The following is a 21,465-nucleotide window of genomic DNA, read 5'->3' as shown; positions in this document are numbered from 1 at the left end:
CCTTTCCTATCCACGATCATCTATATTCCGATCGCCGCACCCGGGATCGGCACGTGATCTTCATTGGTCAGCACGATCGGTGCATCGACGCCGTCGACGCGGACCACGAGCAGGCGCGTGCTCCATGTGCCTGCATTGCGAACGAGATGCGAAAACACGGTGCCCTTGCCCTTGGCGCCGTGGACGGGAATACTGAACTGGGCGTCGCCGGCGCCATTCGCATTGACATTGAGATTACCGCCGACCCAGAAATTATCGGCCACATCGTCGCCGATCGTGGCCTTCACCCGGGTGTCGGCACGGACGGCGTCCATGGTCATCCGGTAGGCGTCGCTGCCCTTGAGCACGAAAGGGATGCTGCCGACCATCGTCGCACAGCCGCCGATACTGACCACCCAGACGGCAAGGCCGGCGATCGCCCAGTTGCGCTGCGTCTTGCGGAATTGCTCCGCATCGCGCCAGGCGCGGTTCCGCCAGGCCCAGCGGCTGCCGCGCGCGCCGAGCACGAAGATCATGATGAGGTTGACGACGGGGATCAGCGCCAGCAGCGCGATGAAAGTGCTGTTGCCGATGCCCCAAATCCAGTTGAGGAAGAAGGCGCCCCAGTTCCAGCGATCAAGCTCGGCTGGAATTTCAGCCGGCTGGTTGAGCGGTTGTCCGGCCATTGCATCCCCCACTGTAACTGCACCGGCTGGTTCTAGCCCATGATCTGGACGATGCGCAAAATCAAAGTTCCGCGCACCCCCATGCGCCTGAGCAGACACTGTGGATCAGGTCTTTGTGGAAAGCCGGCGAAAATTCGCCTTCACCGCTCGGCTGGCGGGCTTCAGCGCGGCGCTGATTGATCGTTCCGCCGCAATGCCATTGAGCAGCGACGGGGTAAGGCCGGAAAGGATTTCGGGCCAGAAACGGGTCGCCGATTGCAGCAGGGACATCTGCGCCGCGAAGACACCTTCAGCCAGTGCAACCGTCTTCTCGTTGACGGCCCGCGCGGTTTCGGTTCCCCACGGCTGGCCGCTTCCGGCGTCCATTGCCATGAGAGGCAGGCGCATCATCGCCACCATCGGCGCCAGCATGAGATCGCTGCCGATCGTGACCGCTTCTCGGCGGCGCCGGCTCCTGCCAGTCCTGCTCATGAACACAATCCCCATAGGGCAGCCGCTGCGCTGCGCCATCAACTACGCGCGGTAGCAATATTCGTTCCGACCGCGACGATATTTTGAGGCAGGCGTCCGATTGGTGGGCGCCTGCCTCGTTTCTTAGCGCTTGCGCAGGTCGGCCTGCGCCAGGTCGAGCGCCTTGCCGATGCGCTCGCAGGCCATGTCGATGGTGTCGCGGGTCCAGATCAGCGGCGGCGACAGGATCATCGTGTCGCCGGTGGCGCGCAGCATCATGCCGTTGGCGATCGCGTGGTCGCGCACAACAACCGCAGCACTTCCCGACGGCAGGAAGCGCTCCTTCGTCGCCTTGTCCTTGACGATCTCGATCGCGCCCATCAGGCCGATGGAACGCACCTCGCCGACCAGATCATGCCCGGCGATGCGCTCCTGCAGCGCCTTGGCGAAATAGGGTCCGGTGTCGTTCCTGACGCGGTCGACCAGGCCTTCCCTCTCGATGATCTCGAGGTTCTTCAGCGCCACGGCGCAGGCAACGGGGTGCCCCGAATAGGTGTAGCCATGGTTGAACTCGCCGCCCTTCTCGACCAGCGCCGACGCAATGCGATCGCCCACCAGCAGCGCCGAGAGCGGCTGATAGCCCGACGTCAGCGCCTTGGCCGTGGTGATGGTGTCCGGTTCGATGCCGAAGGTCTGGGCCGCGAACCACTCGCCTGTGCGGCCATAGCCGGTGATGACCTCGTCCAGCATCAACAGCACATCGTATTTGCGGCAGATGCGCTGCACTTCGGGCCAGTAGCTTGCCGGCGGGATCTTGACGCCGCCCGCGCCCATCACCGGCTCGCCGATGAACGCCGCGACCTTCTCGGCGCCGGCCTCCAGGATGGCATCCTCGACCGATTTGGCCGCGCGCAGGCCGAAATCATGGTCGCTTTCGCCAGGCAGAGCCAGCTCATAGGCATAGGGCATCATCACATGGACGATGTTGGGCACCGCGCCGTTGAGCTGCTTGTGCATGGCATCCATGCCGCCGAGCGAGGTGCCGGCGATGGTCGAGCCGTGATAGGCCATCTTGCGCGAGATGACGCGGTTCTTCTCCGGCTTGCCTTCCAGCACCCAATAGTGGCGCACAAGCCGCAAGGCGGTGTCGTTGGCCTCTGAACCGGACGAGCCATAAAACACCTGGTTGACGTTTTTCGGTGCGATCTCGGCCAGCTTCTTCGACAACAGCACCGGCGTCGGCGTCGAGCATTTGAAGAAGGAATTGTAGTAAGGCAGTTCCTTCATCTGGGCATAGGCAGCCTCGGCCAGTTCGTCACGGCCGTAGCCGATATTGACGCACCACAGGCCGGCCATCCCATCCAGCAGTTCCGTCCCTTCGGAATCGTAGATGAACGGGCCATTGGCGTGAGTGATGACGCGCGCGCCAGCCTCGCGCAACTCCTTATGGTCGGTGAAGGGATGCAAGTGATGCGCGGCGTCGATCTGCTGAAGCTGCTTCAGCGAATAGTTCTGATAGGTCATTGATTTGATCTTTCCTCTGAAATCATTCCGGCGGCGCCGGGGCGAATTCGTCAGAGGACGGCAGGTGGCGAATAACCGATACGGGCGCACAGCCGCAAAAGCTCGGCGCGCAGCGTGCGCGATGACGGTGTCACCGCGACCCGAAACGCACGAGCTGATAGTCTAGCGAGAGCCATGAAGGTACCTTAGAGCAAAGGGCGGTCGAGGTGAACCACCCTTTGCTCAAGTGGTGCTGGAATGAGATCAGGCTTCGCCGCTCAGCGCCCGCTGCAGAAACACATACTTCATCGCCGTCTGCGCCGCCTGCGGCCGGCGGTCGCCGCGCCCGCCATGTCCGCCTTCGGTCTCCTCGAAGAACAGCGTTTTGCCATGTCCGGCCTCCAGCAGGCGGGCCGCCATCTTGCGCGCGTGGCCGGGGTGGACCCGGTCGTCGGCGGTCGAGGTGGTCAAGAGTACCGGCGGATAGGCGGCATCCGCCTTGACATGTTGATAGGGCGAATAGGCCGAAAGCCACTGGGCATCTTCCGGCTTTGACGGATCGCCATATTCGGCCATCCACGAAGCGCCCGGCGGCAATTCGGTGTAGCGCAGCATGTCGAGCAGCGGCACCTCGATGATGACGGCGCCGAAAAGCTCGGGATGCTGTGTCAGGGAAGCGCCGGTCAGCAGGCCGCCGTTGGAGCCGCCCTGAATGCCGAGCGATTGGGCTGTCGCAATACCGCGCCTGACGACATCCTCGGCCACCGCGGCAAAGTCGTCGAAGCCGTTCTGGCGCTTGCCTTTCAGCGCCGCCTGGTGCCAGCCAGGTCCGAATTCGCCACCACCGCGAATGCAGGCCTGCACATAGGCATTGCCTTTCTCCAGCCACAGCCTGCCGCGCACGCCGGCATAGCCAGGCAAGAGCGGCACTTCGAAGCCGCCATAGCCATAGAGCAGCGTCGGCACCGGCCCGTTCTGGTCCCGCCGCCTGACGACGAAGTAAGGGATCATCGTGCCGTCCTTCGATCGTGCCTCGAACTGTTCCGAGATCAGCGGCGAGGCATCGAAGCGGGCCGGCTGCGACTTCACGGTGGCCAGCGTCTCGCCATCGTCATCGGACCAGATGATCGAGCTTGGCGTGAGGAAATCGGTGAAGGAAAAGGACACGGTGGAGCCGAAATGCTCTGCATGGCTGATGCCGACAGTGCCGTTTTCAGGCAGCGCGACAGGCTTCAGCGACCAGGCGCCATCCTTGCGCTCGCAGACGATAACTTTGCCGCGGACATTGTCCATCAGGTTGATGAACAGGCGGTCCTGCGTTCTGGCGAGCCCGGCAATCGAGACGCGATGCGCCGGCGCCAGCAAGGTCTCGATGGCGCCAAAACCGCCAGTTTCGATCCAATACGCGAAGTCGAGCGAATAAAGCCCGTCCGGCTGGCATGCGGTGCCGTCCGGCGCCGTCCACGGAGTGCGCACCCCGAACACCAGCTGATCCCTGAAGAGCGCGGTGTCGGTAACGTCGTCGGGCAGCGGGATGCGGCGGTTCTCGCCCGAAGGGAGGCGCAGGAAACTGTGCGATGCGAAGAAGTTGAGTGTCCGCGCCAGAAACAGATGGCGCTTCTCGCCGTCGAACTCGACGCCGGCGCCAACGGCGAGATCCTCGGTCTTTCCCTCGAAGATCGGGGTTGCCTCTTCCAGCCTGGTGCCGCGCTTCCAGAGCTTGACCACGCGCGGATATCCGGACTCTGTCTTGTCGGCCTCTTCGAACGCGGCCGAGACGATGACCGTGTCCTCATCCAGCCAGCCGAAGCCCGATTTCGAGGCCGACGCCTGAAAACCGCCTTCGACGAAGGACTTGGCCGCGATGTCGAACTCGCGCATTGCACTGGCATCACCGCCATCGGGCGACATCGAGACCAGGCAGCGGTTGAAATCGGGGTAGAGTCTGACAGCGCCGCCGAACACCCACTTTATCCCCTCCTTCGCCGCCAGTTGGTCGAAGTCGATGATCGTTTCCCATTCGGGCTTGTCGGTCTTGTAGGAAGCGACTGTCGTGCGCCGCCACAGGCCGAGCGCATTGGTCTTGTCCTGCCAGAAATTGTAGACATGGCCCGCGATTGCCGCGCCGACCGCGATATTGTCCTCGGCCGTCATCAGGTCGAGTGCCGTCTGGAACGACGCCTGATAGGACGGATCGCCCTGCAATTGCGCCACCGTCACCTCATTCTGCTGGTGAACCCAGTCGAGCGATTGTTTGCTGGTCCTGTCCTCCAGCCAGAGAAAGGGATCTTGCGTCTCGTCAACTGGCCCTGGCTGCCTTTGTGCGATCGAATTGGTCATGCGGGTCTCCGAAAAATTCATCAGGCTCGGTGCCACAAACATCGGCATGACGCTACCGACATTCAACGGGAACACGTAAAACGGTTCGCGGACGCGACAGCTGTTCAGAGCAGGCAGCCGGCATGCAACATCTTCACATCGCAACCGAGAAGTTCAGCCCATTCCACGGAAGCGGGTGGAGGGAATACATCGAGTGGTCGGGCCTCACCCAGTTGACCGAAGTCGTTACGCTCGACGGAATGCTTTGCCCGGTTGCGCTCCCGCAGATCAAGGACAACTACTGGCCTCACATCGTCAACGAAGACAACATGCTCGATTTCTTTGTCGACCTGGACTTCCTGCTCTCGGAATTGGGCGATCCCGCCAACTTCAACATCCTTGGCGTCATCCGAAGGCCTCCGGCAGACGTACGATCGCTTGGTTGGGACGGGTTCACCTTCATGGGCTATGACCTGATGGATCAGGCTGTCGGCGTCAGCGCTTTGACCAATTGCGGTGGCTTCCCAGACGTGTTTGCAAATGCAGAGCTGTCCAGGGTCGGGCTGATTGATGACTTCGATCGAGCCGTGGAGATTCGGGATTCGCCGCGCAGGATGCATCCCGAAGAACGCCATGCCGACTGTGACCTCTGGGCCATTTTCAGGCTGGCGAGCAAACCGGGACCAGGGATTTGAGCATCCCGATACCCCGATGCTACACAACCCGTCTTCGAATAAGCGTCGCCAGCGCCAGCGTGGCGCAGATCGCGCCAAGCGTGGCCGGCAGGCCACCCGCGCCAAGCACATCCATCATGCCACCGGTAAGCGGCGGGACCAGAATGCCGCCGACGCCCCACATCAGCGAGAATGCCGCATTGCCGGCAACCAGCGCCGAGCCGGTAAAGCGCTCGCCGAGCTCGATGATCGACATCGTGTAAATGCCGTAGGACACCGCGCCCCAGACGAAGATGCAGGGCCAGATCAGCGGGGTTTCGATCAGCAGCGGCAGCAGCACACAGCCGCCCAGCGTCAGCAAGACGCAGAGGAAACGTACCAGGCGGGCCGTCAGCCGCTCGGCCAGCAGGCCAAGCGGCACCTGCATGGCAATGTTGCCGGCAATCATGACCGCCAGCAGCGCCGACATGCGCGCCTCCGCGATGCCATGATGCGTGCCATAGACAGGCAGCAGCGCCAGCGCCGCCTGCTCGAAGCCGGCGGCCACGACCACCGCCGACAGAAGCAGCCAGGCAAGCGGCATGAAACCCATCACCGAAACCCGATGCCCGGCCTCGTCCACCCTGGGCAGCTGCGGCAGAACCGACGCCAGGCAAAAGCCGCACAGCACGAAGGCGCCAATCCCGACAAGGAATGGCGGCCAGCCTTCCGTGCCGACGGCAAGCAGGCAAAGCGGCCCGGTCGCAAAGCCGGCGGAAATGATCGTCGAATAGAGACCCATGATGCGGCCGCGCCGGGCCGGCGGTGCCAGCGCGATCACCCAGATTTCACTGAGCACATAGAGCGGGTTGGTCACCACGCCGATCAGGAAGCGCAGCGGAAACCAGAGATAGACGTTCTGCGTCCAGCCGATCAACGCCAGCACGATAGCCGAGAGTGCGGCGCAGGTGAGCGCCGTGCGCCCTGCCCCGAACCGGCGCGCCAGGCCAGGTATCAGCGGCGATGACAGGATGAAGCCGACAGGGGTCATTGCCGCCGACAGGCCGATCATCGCTGGCGAGACGCCCTGGCGCTGCAGGATGAAGCTCAAAAGCGGATAGGACAGGCCCTGCGCGATGGCGAACACGGACACGGTCGCGATCACACCGGTGATCGCCGCCCACTGCATCCTCTCGTCGCTTTTGGTGTCCACCAAGTCCATGATCCCCAGTGCCGTCGCGGTTGCAGACTTAGCGGTTCGGTCCGATGGCGGTAAGCCCTGCGGCCCGAACCGACGCGCGGCTCCAGCCAAACCTTGTCAGGAGCCTCCGCGGCGGGCCGATCTATAGAGCGCGAAGGCGACCAGCAAAGCGTCGAGGCCAATGATTACGGTCGGCAATCCCAGTGGTCCGATCGCTTGCATCAGCAGGCCCGCGCCCGGCGGACCGACGATGCCGCCGACGCCCCACAGCAAGGCGAAAGCCGCATTGCCGGTGACCAGCAGCGAGCCCCCGAAGCGGCTGCCGAGTTCGACGAGCGCCATCGTATAGACGCCGTAGCCGACCGCGCCCATTACCAGAAGCACGCCCCAGATCAGCGGTGTGGTGATCAGCAGCGGCAGCAGGACAGCGCAAGTGGTCGTCGCCACCGCGCAGGCCAGGATCATCGGCCGGCCACCGAAGCGCTCGGCGAGCAGGCCAAGCGGGATCTGCAAAAGGATGTTGCCCAGCGACAGCGCCATCACCAAAGCAGCCAGCACGGCCTCGGGCAGGCCATAGCCGGCGCCGAAGACCGGGACCAGCGCATAGGTGCTTTGCTGGACGGCAGCCGAGACCAGCACGGCCAGAAGCAGCGCCGGCGCCAGCCGGGCAAAACCCACAAAACTTCCTGCCGGCTGGCCGTCATCCTCGAACCCGGCGAGCTTCGAGGAGACGAGACGCAGGATGACCGCGCAAAGTACAAAGCCGCCAATGCCGACGCTGAAAGGCCCCCACCCCTCTATGCCGACAAAGGTCAGGGTGAACGGACCCGCCGAATAGCCGGCTCCCATCAGCGTGTTGAACACGCCCATGACGCGCCCGCGTCGCGACGGCGGCGCCAGCGACAGCGCCCACACCTCGCCAAGGATGTAGAGCGGATTGATGACCACCCCGATGATGAAGCGGATGACGTACCAGGCCAACCAGTTCTGCAGATAGCCGATGCCCAGGAAGCACAGCGCTCCGATCAGCGAGCATCCGACTGCCAGGTTTCGCGCACCGACCAGCCGAACCGCCGCCGGCACGAAGGAAGCCGACAGGATCAGCCCGAGCGGCATCATCGCCGCCGACAGGCCGATCAGGCCTGGCGACATGCCTTGCTTCTGCATCAGCAGCGTGAACAGCGGCGAACTCAGCCCTTGCGCCGCTCCGAACATGGCCAGCGCGGCGGTGACGCCGGCGAGCGCTGCCCACTGCGTTCCCGCTTCGCCTTCGCTCGAGCCGGTTGCGACCATGCTGTCATTCCATGTGAGGCGCCGGCTGACCTCCCTGCCGGCAGGCCTCACCAGCTACTGGTTCGATCCGGGGAAAGAAAGGGCCGCCGAGGAAAACCCGTTTGCGCCAAGGGATGAATGATCGGGCGAATGCGGCGGCCGCGCAACTGCCGTTCGGGCATGTCGCTTCCCTCGCCCTAGTGGTCGCCGCCTCCGCAATGGCCGGACGGGCGCCGGTCCATTATGCCGCCCGTTATCGCATCCTACGAGGACCATCATGACCGCCGCCCTACAACCCTCAGAGCCGGCTTTGGCACCCGACCGTGCCCGCCGTGGCGGTCGCGCCGGCAAGCGCGCCGGAGGCTCGGCCGCCTTCGAGCAGCCAGCTTTCCGCCAACTGAAAAATCCACTGACGCCGACCAAGCTGGTTTCCGAGGATGAGCTGGAATCGATCCACCTCGCCTCCCTGCGCGTGCTCAGGGAAATCGGTGTCGATGTCCTGCACGACGAAGCCCGCCGCATCATGAAGGCGCATGGCGCCGATGTCCGCGAGGGCTCTGAGCGGGTGCGCTTCGACAGCGACATGATCCTCGATCTGGTGTCGAACTGCCCGTCCGAATTCACCATTCATGCCCGCAATCCCGCGCACAATTTGCGCTTCGGCGGCGACAATCTCATCATTTCGATGATGGCCTCGGCACCCAATTGCTCCGACATCGATCGTGGCCGCCGACCGGGCAACCAGCAGGATTATCGCAATTTCCTGCGGCTGGCCCAGATGCACAACATCCTGAACTGCACGGGCGGCTATCCGGTCGAGCCGACCGATATCCACCCGTCGGTCCGCCACCTCGAATGCATCCGCGACCTCGCAACGCTGACCGACAAGGTGTTCCACATCTATTCGCTCGGCAAGGAGCGCAATGTCGACGGCATCGAGATCACCCGCATCGCGCGCGGCATCAGCCACGAGCAACTGCTCGCGGAGCCGTCCGTCTTCACCATCATCAACACCAATTCACCGCTCAAGCTCGACGTGCCGATGATGGAAGGCATCATCCAGATGTCGAGCAAGGGCCAGGTCGTCATCGTCACGCCCTTCACCCTGTCGGGCGCCATGGCGCCCGTCACCATTGCCGGCGCGCTGGTGCAGCAGAACGCCGAGGCGCTGTCGGGCATTGCTTTCGCCCAGATGGTGCGCAAGGGCGCGCCGGTCGGCTATGGCGGCTTCACCTCCAATGTCGACATGAAATCCGGGTCACCGGCCTTCGGCACGCCCGAATACATGAAGGCGCAACTCGTCGGCGGCCAGCTTGCCCGCCGCTACAACATTCCCTACCGCACCTCCAACACCTGCGCGGCCAACACGGTCGACGCGCAGGCAGCCTATGAAAGCGTGTTCTCGCTGTGGGGCGCCATCCAGGGCGGCGGCAATCTGATGATGCACGCCGCCGGCTGGCTCGAGGGCGGCCTGCGCTGCTCCTACGAGAAGACCATTCTGGATATCGACCTGTTGCAGATGGTGGCAGAATTCCTGACCCCGCTCGACCTATCCGAAGAGGCGCTCGGCTTCGACGCCATCCAGTCGGTGGGTCCCGGCGGCCACTTCTTCGGCACCCAGCACACGCAGGATCGTTACAAGACCGCCTTCTATTCGCCCATCCTGTCCGACTGGCGCAATTTCGAGACCTGGGCCGAAGCCGGCTCGCCGACAGCGCTGGAAAAGGCCAACAAGGTCTGGAAGGAGCGTCTGGCCTCCTATGAGGAGCCTTACATGGACCCGGCGATCCGCGAGGAACTCAACGCCTTCGTCCAGAAGCGCACCGCCGAAGGCGGCGCACCGACCGATTTTTGATCGTACGCCGTAGTGAGCTTTGACTTCCAAAGTCGAGGCCGCTCGCGGCGAACTGAACCAACTGATTCAATTTACACAAAAACGGACCTATCTTCATGAAATCTCATGTAAAAGCGGTTGTCATCGGCGGTGGTGTCGTCGGCTGCTCGGTGCTCTATCACCTGGCCAAGGCCGGCTGGACCGACATCATGCTGATCGAGCGGTCCGAGCTGACCTCGGGCTCGTCCTGGCACGCGGCGGGCGGCTTTCATACGCTGAACGGCGATCCGAACGTCGCCAAGCTCCAGGCCTACACCGTCCAGCTCTACAAGGAGATCGAGGAGATTTCGGGCCAATCCTGCTCGCTGCACCTGACCGGCGGCGTGATGATGGCTGATACGCCCGAGCGCATGGATTTCCTGCGGCTGGCCCACGCCAAGGGCCGCTATCTCGGCATGGACACCGAGCTGATCACGCCGTCCGAGGCCAAGGCGATGTTCCCGCTGATGGACGAGACCAATTTCGTCGGCGCGATGTGGGATCCGGTCGAAGGCCATCTCGACCCCTCCGGCACCACCATCGCCTACTCCAAGGCGGCCAAGAAACTCGGCGCCGAGATCGTGCTGCGCAACCGCGTCGTCGACCTGACGCAGCAGCCGGACGGCACCTGGAACGTCGTCACCGAACAGGGCACGGTTCACGCTGAACATGTCGTCAACTGCGGTGGCCTGTGGGCGCGCGAGATCGGCCGCATGGTCGGCGTCGAGCTGCCGGTGCTGGCCATGGAGCACATGTATCTCCTGACCGAGCCGATGCCGGAGGTCGAGGAATTCAACAAGTCGACCGGCCGCGAAATGATCGGAGTGCTTGACTTCAAGGGCGAGATCTACACCCGCCAGGAACGCAACGGCATCCTGCTCGGCACTTACGAGAAGGCCTGCAAGCCGTGGTCGCCGGTCAACACACCGTGGGATTTCGGCCATGAACTGCTGCCGCCCGATCTCGACCGCATCGCGCCGTCGCTCGAAATCGGCTTCAAGCATTTCCCCGGTATCGAAAAGGCCGGCATCAAGCAGATCATCAACGGCCCCTTCACCTTCGCGCTCGACGGAAACCCGCTGGTCGGCCCGGTGCAGGGCCTGACCAATTTCTGGTGCGCCTGCGCCGTTATGGCCGGCTTCAGCCAGGGCGGCGGCGTCGGCCTCGCTCTCTCCAATTGGATGGTCCATGGCGATCCGGGCTTCGACGTCTGGGGCATGGATGTCGCCCGCTTCGGCGAGTGGGCCGGCCTGCGCTACACCAATGCCAAGGTTCGCGAAAACTATTCGCGCCGCTTCTCGATCCGCTTCCCCAACGAGGAACTGCCGGCCGCCCGCCCGGCCCAGACGACGCCGCTCTACGACACCATGCTCACCAACAACGCCGTCATGGGCGACTCGTGGGGCCTCGAAACCCCGCTCTGGTTCGCGCCTAAGGGCAAGGAGCCGAAGGACATCGTCTCCTTCCACCGCTCCAACGATTTTGGGCCGATCGGCGAGGAAGTGCGCGCCACCCGTGAAAGGGTCGGCGTCACCGAAATCGCCAACTTCGCCAAATACGAAGTATCGGGGCCGGGTGCGGAAGAGTTCCTCAACCGGCTGATGACCAACCGCATGCCGAAGACCGGCCGCATCGTGCTGACGCCGATGATCAACGAATTCGGCAAGCTGATCGGCGACTTCACCATCGCCAAGGCCGGTGAAGACCGCTTCATGATCTGGGGGTCGTCGGCCGCGCAGAAGTACCACATGCGCTGGTTCGAAAAGCATCTGCCGAAGGATGGTTCGGTGCGCATCCATCGCTTCGACCAGACGCTGGTCGGCCTGTCGATTGCCGGGCCGAAGTCGCGTGACCTCCTGCAGAAGCTGGTCGATGTCGACATTTCGACCAAGGCGTTCCGCTTCATGGATTTCCGCGAAATGGCGGTCGGCGGCGCACCGTGCCTGGTCAACCGCATCACCTACACCGGCGACCTCGGCTATGAAATCTGGATGGCGCCGGCCTACGAGCGCCTGGTCTATAAGGCGATCAAGGAAGCGGGCGAGGAATTCGGCCTGGTCGATTTCGGCATGCGCGCCTTGCTGTCCATGCGCCTGGAAAAGAACTTCCCGACCTGGTTCCGCGAGCTGCGGCCGATCTACGGCCCGTTCGAAGGTTCGATGGACCGTTTCATCAAGCTAGAGAAGAACGACTTCATCGGCCGCGACGCCGCCGCCAAGGAACAGGCGGAAGGTCCAAAACTGCGCCGCGTCTCCTTCATCGTCGACGCGGCCGATGCCGACGTGATGGGCGACGAGCCGATCTGGGCCAAGGTCAGCAAGGATTACGGCACCGTCGAGAAGCCGCATGGCTACGGCGCGCCGCGCTTCGACACTTCAGGCAAGGAAATACGCGGTTCAAAGGCCGCCGAAGGCGCGTCCGCCGTGCGCGGCATCGTCGACGGCGACTGGCGCGTGGTCGGCTGGGTGACGTCGGGCGGCTATGCGCATTACGTGCAGAAATCGATGGCGCAAGGCTATGTGCCGGCGGCACTCGCCGAGGATGAAAGTGCCGGCCTGTTCGAGATCGAGATCCTCGGTCACCGGCGTCCGGCCCGCATCAATGTTGAGGCGCCCTTCGACCCGAGTGGCGAGAAGATGCGGAGCTGAGGTTTCGCCATGGACAGCGCGGCGCCAAAGGGAAGCTTCGGCCGCCACCGCAAGATCATGCCTTTTGTATCAGGCTCGATCGAGGCGCTGCGCGACGCCTCACGACAGAAGGCCGCTGGGCTCAACCAGCATGTGCTGGGTTATGGCGCGGTGGCTGAAGCGGAATGGGCCGCGGCAGACATTGCCGCTCCCGACCTGCCCGCCATGCGGCAATATCGGCTCGACCGCATTCGCGCCGAGCTGAAGCGCCGCGGCTATGCCGGCGCCCTGCTCTACGACCCGGTCAATATCCGCTATGCGACCGACAGCACCAACATGCAGCTCTGGGTGGCGCACAATCCGACGCGGCATTGCTTCGTCGCCACCGACGGGCCGGTGGTTCTGTTCGACTACTTTTCCTGCGAGCATCTTTCCGACCACTCCGGTGTCGTCGATGAAGTCCGCCCCGCCATTTCATGGATGTATCTCTATGGCGGCGAACTGACCGAGCAGAAAGTCCGCCGCTGGGCCGCCGCCATCGCCGATCTGGTCAGGGAGCACGGCGGCGGCAACAACCGCATCGCCGTCGACCACATCAATCCGGAAGGCGTCGAAGAGCTCCACCGCCTTGGTATCTCCCTCGGCAATGGCGAAGCCGTGATGGAAAATGCCCGGCTGATCAAATCACCGGACGAAATCCTTGCCATGCGCCGCGCCATTGTCGCCTGCGAGGCGGCAATGGGCGAGATGGAACAGGCGTTGAAGCCCGGCATCTCCGAGAACGAATTGTGGGCCGAACTGCATCGCGGCAACATCGCGCGCGGCGGCGAATGGATCGAAACGCGGCTGCTGACATCGGGACCGCGCACCAATCCGTGGTTCCAGGAATGCTCGTCGCGGATCATTGTATCAGGCGATCTTGTCGCCTTCGACACCGACCTGATCGGCCCCTACGGCTTCTGCGCCGATCTCTCACGCACCTGGCTCTGCGGCGATATAAAGCCGACCAACAAACAGCGCGACCTGTTCCGCATCGCCGCCGATCAGATCGAACACAACACGGCACTGATGCAGCCCGGCATCTCCTTCCGCGACCTTGTCGAACGCTCAGCAGTGCCGCCAGGAGACTGCTTCCCGACCCGCTACGGCGTTCTCTACCACGGCGTCGGACTTGCCGACGAATACCCGACCTTGCCGCATGCCAGCGACTGGACATCCGATACGCCCGACGGTGTGCTGGAACCAGGCATGGTGCTGTGCGTGGAGAGCTATATCGGCCGGCTCGGCGGCGGCGAAGGCGTCAAGATCGAGGAGCAGATCCTGATCACCGAGACCGGCAACGAAAAACTTTCAACCTACCCGTTGGATCAGCGGCTGCTCGGCTAGGCCGCCAAGCGCCTCGCGCATCGCGCGCACGGTCTTTTCCGGCGTCGTTTTCGCGGTGATGAACGGCAGACCTTTGCGCCGTGCTGTCCAGCCGACGATCACGACCTTGCGCGCCGCCGGCTCGAAGCGTTGTGCCAGCGCCCAGCTTTCGCAATCGAGCGCGGCGACATCCGCCATGCCTTCGGCGACCGCCACGATCGAGTCGCGATGGCCGCCGCTTTCGCCACGCGATGAAAAGATGTCCAGGTTTTCGCCGACCGCTTCCAGGTCGCGCGTCAGCGCGATGATGCCCGACATGGAATCGAGGCTGTTGAAGGTGAAGCGCTTGCCTCGGATGAGATCGAGCGGCAGCAAGGCCTTGCCGTCGGCGGGTGACCGAACCTCCGGCCCCTCGCCCGAGCGCATCACCAGCGCGCTCGAATAGAGCTCGCCCTGTCCGCCCTCATAGGCGTCATAGCTTGGCTGGCCGACCACCTGCACATGCCGGGACAAACCGAGTTCCATCGGCCCCCAACAGGTCTGCGCGAACAGCAGCGCCGGATGCAGCCAGAGCTTGTGGAAATCGAGCTCGTCCGGCGGCAGGGTCGCCGGATCCGGAGCGATCAGCCCCCCCTGGGCGTCGTGGATACCGCCTGGCACGGCGGGCAGGTCAGCGTTGCGCCGCACGATGGATTGCGGCGCATCGATACCCCTAGGCCGGAAAGCATCGCGCAACGACGCCCATTGCGCGTCGACCTCGTCGCGCACTTCGGGCCAGTCGTACATCGGCAACGCCGCAATCAATTCGCTCATGCCGATATCAAACCACATGCCTCGAAAAAAGTTCGCAAAAACGCGGCGCCCAATCAGAATTGGCCGACACGGCATCCACCCTATCGGCGGATCCTATTCCTTGGGTGGCTCGGCCGGGACCGGCACCGTGCCAAGTCCATTGATGTTGCGCGCCCTGACGCGCGGCTTGAACGCCCTGCCTGGCTCGGGCGCACGCCGCAGCACCGGATGCACGATCGGCTCCTTGGCCTTGAAGGCATAGGATTTGAGCAGCGCGAAATAGTTCGGGTAGGCATAGCCATTGTTCATCCGCAGCCATTCCTCGCGCCGGTCACGAAACAGCTTCGGCAGCCGGTACCAGGCGATCGTCGGGCTCTTGTGATGGACGAAGTGCAGATTATTGTTGAGGAACAGGAACGACAGCGGCGAGCGCTCGACGATCACCGTGCGGCCTTCCGGATGCTCCGACCACTGATGCTCGGCATAGGTGCGGATCGAGATCAGCGACTGGCCGAGCCACACCGGCACCAGCACATACAGCCAAACCGGCATGCCGAACCCGAACTGCACGACCGGCAGCACCACGGCAAGGCCGATCGCATGCAGCAGCCAGGCCTTGCGGATCGCCTTGTCGCCGGCAATCACATGCTTGGCATCGTCGATGAAGAAGCCGATGCAGGACAGCCACGGGCCGAGCACCAGACGACCAGCCATGGTGTTGTTGACCTTCAGCACGAATTTCATCAGCGGCGGCATTTCTTCGTGCATCCAGAGCGCCTGGTAATAGCTCTCGGGATCGTCCAGCGGATCGGTCAGGCGCTCGTCCGCATGGTGGCGCAGGTGAATGGTCTTGAAGCGGCGGAACGGCCACGCAAGACCGATCGGCAGGAAGACGAAGGCCTCATTGACCAAAGCGTTGCGGGTCGGGTGACCATGAAGCACCTCATGCATGATCGAGGACTGCAGAGCCAATGTAACGGCCATGACGATAAGGGCCAGGATGGGATAGGATGGCCAGAGGAAGAGGCCGGCGGCGAACCATGTGCCGTAGCAGAAGAAAGTGAGGACCACGGTCGGCCATTCGATGGCCGGTTTGCTGCTTCGACGGATGCTCTTGCCTGGTATGCTTGCCATGCTATCGACCACTGTCCCTCAGTCGCCGGAACCCCAAATGGTTCCTGACAGCATTGTGTCAGGAGAAGTGATTCCACTCAACGCGACAAAGTGCACAAAATGTTGCGATTGCGCATTTTTGACTGCATATGTTGTACATTGTAAACAATCTTAGGGATTCATTTACGCCTGGGAGCCCTGCTGCAGGGGCTTCGGCGCAAATTTTTCCTCCGGAAGACGGGAGCAAGGCCATGGACAAGCGCGATCTGTCGACGATCTTTCGGGAGCGTCTGAAGCTCCTCCTGACACGCTCGGATCTCAATCAGTCGGCGTTCGCGTCAGCGGTCGGCATCGATCGGTCGGCGCTGTCGCAGCTGATGTCGGGCGCGTCGACACGCCTGCCGCGAGCCGAAACGCTGCTCAACATAGCCGCCGAATTCAAGGTGTCGCTGGACTGGTTGCTGGGCTTGAGCCAGGACGAAGGCGTGACCGGCGAAATCCGCGAGAGCCTTGAGATCGAGGAAGCGCCCGATGGCTTCGACCGCACGCTGCTCGCCAAATGGTTCGCCGAAGCCGCTGGCACCAAGATCCGTTATGTGCCGGCCGGCATTCCCGATCTCCTGCGCACCCGCGCGCTCGTCGACTACGAGGCCAACATCACCAACAGGAGCCGCCTGGCGCAGGCCAGCGAGACGCAATACCGCATCGAATACAACCGGCGACCGGAAACCGACATGGAAGTCTGCATGCCGCGCCACACGCTGGAGATCTTCGCCCGCGGCCTCGGGGTGTGGGACCGTTTCCCGGCAGCCGACCGCCAGCAGCAACTTGCCCATATGGCGACGCTGCTCGACGACCTCTATCCGACCTTCCGCCTGTTCCTCTATGACGGCCGCATGCGCTATTCCATCCCGCTCACCATCTTCGGTCCTTATCGCGCCGCCATCTATGTGGGAGACATGTATGTGGTGCTGAACGCCACGCAGCCGGTCCAGGCGCTGACACAGCATTTCGACAATCTGATCCGTGCCGCCGACATCAACCCGCACGAAGCGGCCGCCTTCGCCCGCAACCTGGCCGGCATGTCGTTCGCATCAGGCTCAGCCTGAGCGCGTTCTGCATCGCAATTTCATTGACTAGACATAAAGACTTCTTTATATCCTTATTCGAATTTCAAGACATGAAAGCCAATCCGATGACGACGAGCAATCCGATCGAAGCCCTGCTGGCTGAAAAGGGCGTGCTGCTGGCCGATGGCGCCACGGGCACCAATCTGTTCGCCATGGGTCTGGAGGCCGGCGAGGCGCCGGAACTGCTGAACGAAACGGCGCCCGACACCATCACCAGCCTGCACCAGAATTTCGTCGACGCAGGCGCCGACATCATCCTGACCAACTCCTTCGGCGGTACCCGCCACCGGCTGAAGCTGCATCATGCGCAGGACCGCGTCCATGCGCTGAACAAACGCGCCGCCGAGATCGCCCGCGCTGTCGCCGACAAGGCCGGCCGCAAGGTGATCGTTGCTGGTTCGGTCGGCCCGACCGGCGAATTGCTGGTGCCGCTTGGCGCCATGACCTATGACGAGGCGGTCGACGCCTTTGCCGAACAGATCGAGGGTCTCAAGGAAGGTGGCGCCGAAGTCGCCTGGATCGAGACCATGTCGGCGCCCGACGAGATCCGCGCCGCCGCCGAGGCCGCCATCCGCGTCGGCCTTCCCTACACCTATACTGGCTCGTTCGACACCGCCGGCCGCACCATGATGGGCCTGCTGCCGAAAGATATCCACGGCGTCGCCGACGGCCTGTCGCAGGCGCCGCTCGGCGTTGGCGCCAATTGCGGCGTCGGCGCCTCCGACATCCTGGCTTCGCTGCTCGATATGACGCAGGCGAAGCCGGAGGCGACCGTCATCGTCAAGGGCAATTGCGGCATCCCCGAATTCCGTGGCACCGAAATCCACTATTCCGGCACGCCCGAATTGATGGCCGACTATGTCCGGCTGGCCGTGGATGGTGGAGCCAAAATCATCGGCGGCTGCTGCGGCACCTCGTTTCAGCATCTTGCCGCGATGCGCAAGGCGCTCGACGCCCACACCAGGGCGGATCGTCCGACGGTCGAAAAGATCGTCGAGCGCATCGGTCCGATGCGCAACAAGGTGGCGACGGCAAACACCGCCGAGACCAGCGAAGCCCGCCGCGAGCGGCGCCGCGGCCGGGCCTGACGCGATTTCTTTTGCGGCTATTCGCTGTTGTCGGCGTAACTCGACTGCGCCGACCTGAAATCGACGACATTGTCGCCGCGCATTGTCGCCAGCACACCCGACGCGCCCGGATCGGTAATCTGCTCCAGCATGGCGCGGAAGCGGTCATTGGTCAGCGCCGACATGGCGGTGTGACGCGCCTGCGCGACATCATCGCTGATGCGTCTGGATTCGGCTGACGGGGCTGATGAAACCGCCGAAGCATCCCGTGCCGGCGGAGTCGAGTTGGCGATGGTTCTGATCTGCAATTCCGGCTCCCTCAAGCCTTAGACATGACCGGTGTAGCGAGAGGAAATTGCTATCCGGTACCGGAAATGCAGCGCAATTTAACGATCCGGCGCGCTGCCCTAGGATCTGTTGAGATTCAGGTCAGGCCGAGCCGAAAACAGTGACTTTCGAGAACCGGAGCGGAGCGTACTTAAGTACGTGAGCACCGGAAGCGCAGGAAGCCACTGTTTGCAGGCCGGCATCACCTGAATATCAACAGATCCGAAAAAAAGGCCGGCAAGGGAAAGTATCCCTCGCCGGCCTGCCTCACCCGCCCGTGGGCCGGCTATCAGAACGATCCCATCATCTGAAAGAAGCCGGCCTTCATCGCCACTACCGGTTACCGCCCAGCGCCGAGGCAAGGCGCACAAGCGAAAGGAACTCGGACCTGTACCCAAACGGGTCGGCTCCTCGGGCGGCAGTGGCAATCTCCATGATCTTGTCGTAGCCGAGCTTCGCGGTCGCATCCTCGTCGCGCAGCTTCTGGCCGAAGGCCGCCACCGCGACGGAGAAACGCTGGTCGGTGCTCGCCTGGTCGAAGGAAGCCACCTCGTTGGCAGAGGTCACCGGCGTGGTGATCAGCTTCGAGACGTCCTCGTTGGGCAGCTTGTAGCGTATCTTGACGAAGGCGTATTCGTCCGCATTGGCAACGCCGCCATTGTTGACCGTGGCCTGACCATAGCGCAGCGGATCGATCTGCTCGCCGCCACTGCCTTTGGGCGTGATCTCATAGATCGCGGTGACCGAATGGCCCGAGCCGATGTCGCCGGCATCGACGCGGTCATTGTTGAAATCCTCGCGGTTGAGCGCCCGGGTCTCGTAGCCGATCAGGCGGTATTCCGAGACCTTGCTCGGGTTGAACTCAACCTGGATCTTCACATCCTTGGCGATCGGGAACAGGGTCGAGGAGGCATCCTCGACCAGCACCTTCTCCGCCTCGGCCAGCGTGTCGATATAGGCGGCGGTGCCGTTGCCGTTCTGTGCGATGGTCTGCATCATCTGGTCGTTCAGATTGTCGTGGCCGAAGCCGAACACCGACAGGAAGACACCCGACTTGCGCTCCTGTTCGATCAGGCGCTTCAGATCATCGTCGTCGCTCTGGCCGACATTGAAGTCGCCATCGGTGGCCAGCATCACCCGGTTGACGCCATCCTTGACGAAGGATTGCTGGGCAAGCTTGTAGGCCTCCTTGATGCCGGCCTCGCCGGCCGTCGAACCGCCGGGCGTCAGATTGTCGATGGCGTTGAGGATCTTGTCCTTTTCGGCCGCCTTGGTCGGCATCAGCACGGTGCCGGCCTCTCCGGCATAGGTGACGATGGAGATCGTGTCGTCGGCCTTCAGCTTGCTGACCAGCAGGCGGAATGCCGATTTGAGCAGCGGCAGCTTGTCCGGCTCGTCCATCGAGCCCGAGACATCGATCAGGAAGACCAGATTGGCCTTCGGCTGCTCGGTCGGCTTGATGTCGAACCCTTTGATGGCGACATGCATCAGCTTGGTGTGCTCGTTCCACGGCGTCGGCATGACGCTGACGGTCGAGTTGAACGGCGTCGATGCCGAGTCCGGCCCCTTCCAGTCATAGGGGAAGTAATTGATCATCTCCTCGACCCGGACCGTGTCGGCCTGCGGCACCGACCCTTCCTTCAGCGAACGGCGCACGAAGGAATAGGAGGCGGTATCGACATCGATCGAGAAGGTCGAGACCGGGTCTTGCAGGGCCGCATGCACCGGATTGGTCTTGAAGTCCTCGATGCGGTTGCGGTTTTCCTCTTGCGGCGCGATCTGATCCGCCGGTGCGGTCGGCTGCGGCGCCATCAGCTTGGATTCGGCAGCCGGCATGCGGGCAACCCGCGACGGCGCGCTTGTCGTGCCGTCGACCGCGAACTCGCCTGTCGGGGCCGGCGCTGGCTTGTAAGCCCGCAAAGTGGCCGACTCGGGTTCGTTGACCGTTGCCGGGGCCTCATTCGGCGTCACGTCACGCGTGCGTCCGTCCTGCTGCGCCACGCCGCCTGCGGCAGTCGTCTGCGGCTGCGGCGGCGAGGCTGGTGGCGCAAGCGCGTCGCTGGCATCGCGGCTTTCCACATCCGCGTCGGCCTTCTTGTCTTTCGCCAGTTCCGTCGGGGCCTGCTTCGGCTCGGCGGTGGCCGGCTTCAGCGTCGCCGGCTTGTCGGCCAGCGTCTCGGTGATCTTCTCCTTGTCGCCGAACGCCGGCGGCTGTTCCCTCAGCATATGGAAGGTGGCGTATCCGGCGATCGGCAGGGCGACGAGCCCGGCAAGGGCCGGCGTGGCAATGAGTTTCTTTTGCATGATTTCGCTCCAGAGCTTTTGTGCTCGCTCTGTGAGACGAAGGCCGCCGACCGATCCTTGGGTGACAGCAGAAATATTTTCCTGGTCGTAGGCGCGCAGGGCGGCCTCGAAGGCACGCGCCTTCGCGCTCTCGCCGGGTGCGGGTATTGCTGCGTCGCGCAGCTTTCTGAGTTCGTTGTCGTCGACCATGGTCACACTTCCCCGGCTGAACGCATCAACGTCTTCAGCCGTTTCTTCGCTTCATGGATGTGCCAGGAAACCGTCGTCTCCGAGATCGCCATCGCCTCGGCGGCGGCCGCGTGGCTCAAGCCTTCGCCATAGACAAGCATCACGGCATCACGCTGCTTGTCCGGCAATTGCCGCACCGCCGCCCACAGCGCTTCGGCAGGGTCTTCGCTCTCGGCCGGGGCCTCACCCGAAATCAGCGCATGGACGCCATAGGCCTCGGTCTTGACCGTCTCGCGCGCGGTCTTGCGCATCATATCGCGCGCGGCGTTCATCGTCATGGTATAGAGCCATGTCGTGAACGCACCGCCGCCGCGATAATCGCGGATCGCCTTGCCGAGCCGGACGCAGACTTCCTGGGCGATGTCCTCGGCATCGGCCTTCCTGCCGCACCAGCGATAGGCGGCGCGATAGACGAAGTCGTAGTGACGCTCCAGCAATTTGCCGAAGGCCCCCCTGTCTCCGCCCTTCGCCCGCCCGATCAGTTCGGCGTCGGAGGCTTCGCTCTCATCCAGCATCATCGCCATCATTTGCCTGTTGGACGAAGGCTAATGGCTAATCCTTGGGGTGATGGAAAGA

At 63.2% G+C, this 21,465-nt stretch carries 17 protein-coding genes; 6 read left to right on the top strand and 11 right to left on the bottom strand.

The features are described 5' to 3' along the window. Window positions 1–20: 20 nt before the first annotated feature. From EN824_RS04790 to EN824_RS04770, 4 genes are all read right to left on the bottom strand, one after another. Window positions 21–665 (bottom strand): cytochrome c oxidase assembly factor Coa1 family protein, encoded by a 645-nt coding sequence (locus EN824_RS04790; protein WP_127279362.1) that lies wholly within the window; start codon window positions 663–665, stop codon window positions 21–23. A 105-nt stretch (window positions 666–770) separates the two neighbouring features. Beyond that, window positions 771–1,136: a hypothetical protein gene (locus EN824_RS04785; protein WP_127279367.1), complete on the bottom strand. Its 366-nt coding sequence runs from the start codon at window positions 1,134–1,136 to the stop codon at window positions 771–773. Window positions 1,137–1,259: 123 nt separating this feature from the next. Further along, window positions 1,260–2,639, bottom strand: coding sequence for an aspartate aminotransferase family protein (locus EN824_RS04780; RefSeq protein WP_127279361.1), 1,380 nt, complete (start codon window positions 2,637–2,639; stop codon window positions 1,260–1,262). 243 nt (window positions 2,640–2,882) lie between these two features. Then, window positions 2,883–4,958, bottom strand: coding sequence for a prolyl oligopeptidase family protein (locus EN824_RS04770; protein ID WP_135866742.1), 2,076 nt, complete (start codon window positions 4,956–4,958; stop codon window positions 2,883–2,885). A 122-nt stretch (window positions 4,959–5,080) separates the two neighbouring features. On the opposite strand from EN824_RS04770, the gene EN824_RS04765 reads away from it, so the two are divergent. Then, a complete protein-coding gene (locus tag EN824_RS04765; RefSeq protein ID WP_135866740.1) occupies window positions 5,081–5,632 on the top strand; it encodes a hypothetical protein in 552 nt (183 codons plus the stop codon). A 19-nt stretch (window positions 5,633–5,651) separates the two neighbouring features. On the opposite strand, the gene EN824_RS04760 is transcribed toward EN824_RS04765, so the two are convergent. After that, on the bottom strand, window positions 5,652–6,812 hold the full coding sequence (locus EN824_RS04760) for an MFS transporter (protein ID WP_135931942.1): 1,161 nt from the start codon (window positions 6,810–6,812) through the stop codon (window positions 5,652–5,654). A gap of 96 nt (window positions 6,813–6,908) precedes the next feature. After that, on the bottom strand, window positions 6,909–8,084 hold the full coding sequence (locus EN824_RS04755) for an MFS transporter (RefSeq protein ID WP_127278736.1): 1,176 nt from the start codon (window positions 8,082–8,084) through the stop codon (window positions 6,909–6,911). Window positions 8,085–8,340: 256 nt separating this feature from the next. Here EN824_RS04755 and EN824_RS04750 point away from each other — a divergent pair, with 256 nt between their 5' ends. From EN824_RS04750 to EN824_RS04740, 3 genes are all read left to right on the top strand, one after another. After that, window positions 8,341–9,918: a trimethylamine methyltransferase family protein gene (locus tag EN824_RS04750; protein WP_127278737.1), complete on the top strand. Its 1,578-nt coding sequence runs from the start codon at window positions 8,341–8,343 to the stop codon at window positions 9,916–9,918. 95 nt (window positions 9,919–10,013) lie between these two features. Next, window positions 10,014–12,584: an FAD-dependent oxidoreductase gene (locus tag EN824_RS04745; RefSeq protein WP_135931941.1), complete on the top strand. Its 2,571-nt coding sequence runs from the start codon at window positions 10,014–10,016 to the stop codon at window positions 12,582–12,584. 9 nt (window positions 12,585–12,593) lie between these two features. Further along, the gene (locus tag EN824_RS04740) at window positions 12,594–13,949 is read left to right on the top strand and encodes a Xaa-Pro peptidase family protein (protein WP_135866732.1); all 1,356 of its coding nucleotides are present in this window, start codon (window positions 12,594–12,596) and stop codon (window positions 13,947–13,949) included. Here the strand turns inward: EN824_RS04740 and EN824_RS04735 are convergent. Together EN824_RS04735 and EN824_RS04730 are read right to left on the bottom strand one after the other, a co-directional pair. Next, window positions 13,914–14,741: a PhnD/SsuA/transferrin family substrate-binding protein gene (locus EN824_RS04735; RefSeq protein WP_135866730.1), complete on the bottom strand. Its 828-nt coding sequence runs from the start codon at window positions 14,739–14,741 to the stop codon at window positions 13,914–13,916. The two genes, EN824_RS04740 and EN824_RS04735, sit on opposite strands and share 36 nt — an antisense overlap. A gap of 93 nt (window positions 14,742–14,834) precedes the next feature. After that, complete coding sequence (locus EN824_RS04730; protein ID WP_189343746.1) at window positions 14,835–15,854, bottom strand: fatty acid desaturase; 1,020 nt, start codon at window positions 15,852–15,854, stop codon at window positions 14,835–14,837. Window positions 15,855–16,084: 230 nt separating this feature from the next. On the opposite strand from EN824_RS04730, the gene EN824_RS04725 reads away from it, so the two are divergent. Continuing rightward, window positions 16,085–16,942 (top strand): helix-turn-helix transcriptional regulator, encoded by an 858-nt coding sequence (locus EN824_RS04725; protein ID WP_127280234.1) that lies wholly within the window; start codon window positions 16,085–16,087, stop codon window positions 16,940–16,942. 86 nt (window positions 16,943–17,028) lie between these two features. Continuing rightward, entirely contained in the window at window positions 17,029–18,051 is a 1,023-nt protein-coding gene (gene bmt / locus EN824_RS04720; protein WP_189521746.1) for a betaine--homocysteine S-methyltransferase, read from the top strand. Between the two features lie 17 nt (window positions 18,052–18,068). Here bmt and EN824_RS35095 read toward each other — a convergent pair whose 3' ends face one another. The 3 genes from EN824_RS35095 to EN824_RS04705 form a co-directional block, all read right to left on the bottom strand. After that, entirely contained in the window at window positions 18,069–18,338 is a 270-nt protein-coding gene (locus EN824_RS35095) for a hypothetical protein (RefSeq protein ID WP_167531374.1), read from the bottom strand. A 352-nt stretch (window positions 18,339–18,690) separates the two neighbouring features. Continuing rightward, a complete protein-coding gene (locus EN824_RS04710; protein WP_127871519.1) occupies window positions 18,691–20,850 on the bottom strand; it encodes a VWA domain-containing protein in 2,160 nt (719 codons plus the stop codon). 2 nt (window positions 20,851–20,852) lie between these two features. Continuing rightward, window positions 20,853–21,413: an RNA polymerase sigma factor gene (locus EN824_RS04705; protein ID WP_127871520.1), complete on the bottom strand. Its 561-nt coding sequence runs from the start codon at window positions 21,411–21,413 to the stop codon at window positions 20,853–20,855. Window positions 21,414–21,465: the final 52 nt, after the last annotated feature.

Source organism: Mesorhizobium sp. M8A.F.Ca.ET.181.01.1.1, assembly GCF_004792025.1.
GTDB lineage: Bacteria > Pseudomonadota > Alphaproteobacteria > Rhizobiales > Rhizobiaceae > Mesorhizobium.
Note: the sequence above shows the minus strand (reverse complement) of the source record. Positions and strands in the feature narration are given on the sequence as shown.

Bases quoted from the DNA above. Each gene is read 5' to 3' on its own strand.
- EN824_RS04735 (WP_135866730.1), bottom strand. From the start codon at position 14,741: ATGAGCGAATTGATTGCGGCGTTGCCGATGTACGACTGGCCCGAAGTG.
- EN824_RS04745 (WP_135931941.1), top strand. From the start codon at position 10,014: ATGAAATCTCATGTAAAAGCGGTTGTCATCGGCGGTGGTGTCGTCGGC.
- EN824_RS04785 (WP_127279367.1), bottom strand. From the start codon at position 1,136: ATGAGCAGGACTGGCAGGAGCCGGCGCCGCCGAGAAGCGGTCACGATC.
- EN824_RS04780 (WP_127279361.1), bottom strand. From the start codon at position 2,639: ATGACCTATCAGAACTATTCGCTGAAGCAGCTTCAGCAGATCGACGCC.
- EN824_RS04740 (WP_135866732.1), top strand. From the start codon at position 12,594: ATGGACAGCGCGGCGCCAAAGGGAAGCTTCGGCCGCCACCGCAAGATC.
- EN824_RS04770 (WP_135866742.1), bottom strand. From the start codon at position 4,958: ATGACCAATTCGATCGCACAAAGGCAGCCAGGGCCAGTTGACGAGACG.
- EN824_RS04760 (WP_135931942.1), bottom strand. From the start codon at position 6,812: ATGGACTTGGTGGACACCAAAAGCGACGAGAGGATGCAGTGGGCGGCG.
- EN824_RS04705 (WP_127871520.1), bottom strand. From the start codon at position 21,413: ATGGCGATGATGCTGGATGAGAGCGAAGCCTCCGACGCCGAACTGATC.
- bmt (WP_189521746.1), top strand. From the start codon at position 17,029: ATGACGACGAGCAATCCGATCGAAGCCCTGCTGGCTGAAAAGGGCGTG.
- EN824_RS04790 (WP_127279362.1), bottom strand. From the start codon at position 665: ATGGCCGGACAACCGCTCAACCAGCCGGCTGAAATTCCAGCCGAGCTT.
- EN824_RS04730 (WP_189343746.1), bottom strand. From the start codon at position 15,854: ATGGCAAGCATACCAGGCAAGAGCATCCGTCGAAGCAGCAAACCGGCC.
- EN824_RS04765 (WP_135866740.1), top strand. From the start codon at position 5,081: ATGCAACATCTTCACATCGCAACCGAGAAGTTCAGCCCATTCCACGGA.
- EN824_RS04725 (WP_127280234.1), top strand. From the start codon at position 16,085: ATGGACAAGCGCGATCTGTCGACGATCTTTCGGGAGCGTCTGAAGCTC.
- EN824_RS04710 (WP_127871519.1), bottom strand. From the start codon at position 20,850: ATGGTCGACGACAACGAACTCAGAAAGCTGCGCGACGCAGCAATACCC.
- EN824_RS04750 (WP_127278737.1), top strand. From the start codon at position 8,341: ATGACCGCCGCCCTACAACCCTCAGAGCCGGCTTTGGCACCCGACCGT.
- EN824_RS04755 (WP_127278736.1), bottom strand. From the start codon at position 8,084: ATGGTCGCAACCGGCTCGAGCGAAGGCGAAGCGGGAACGCAGTGGGCA.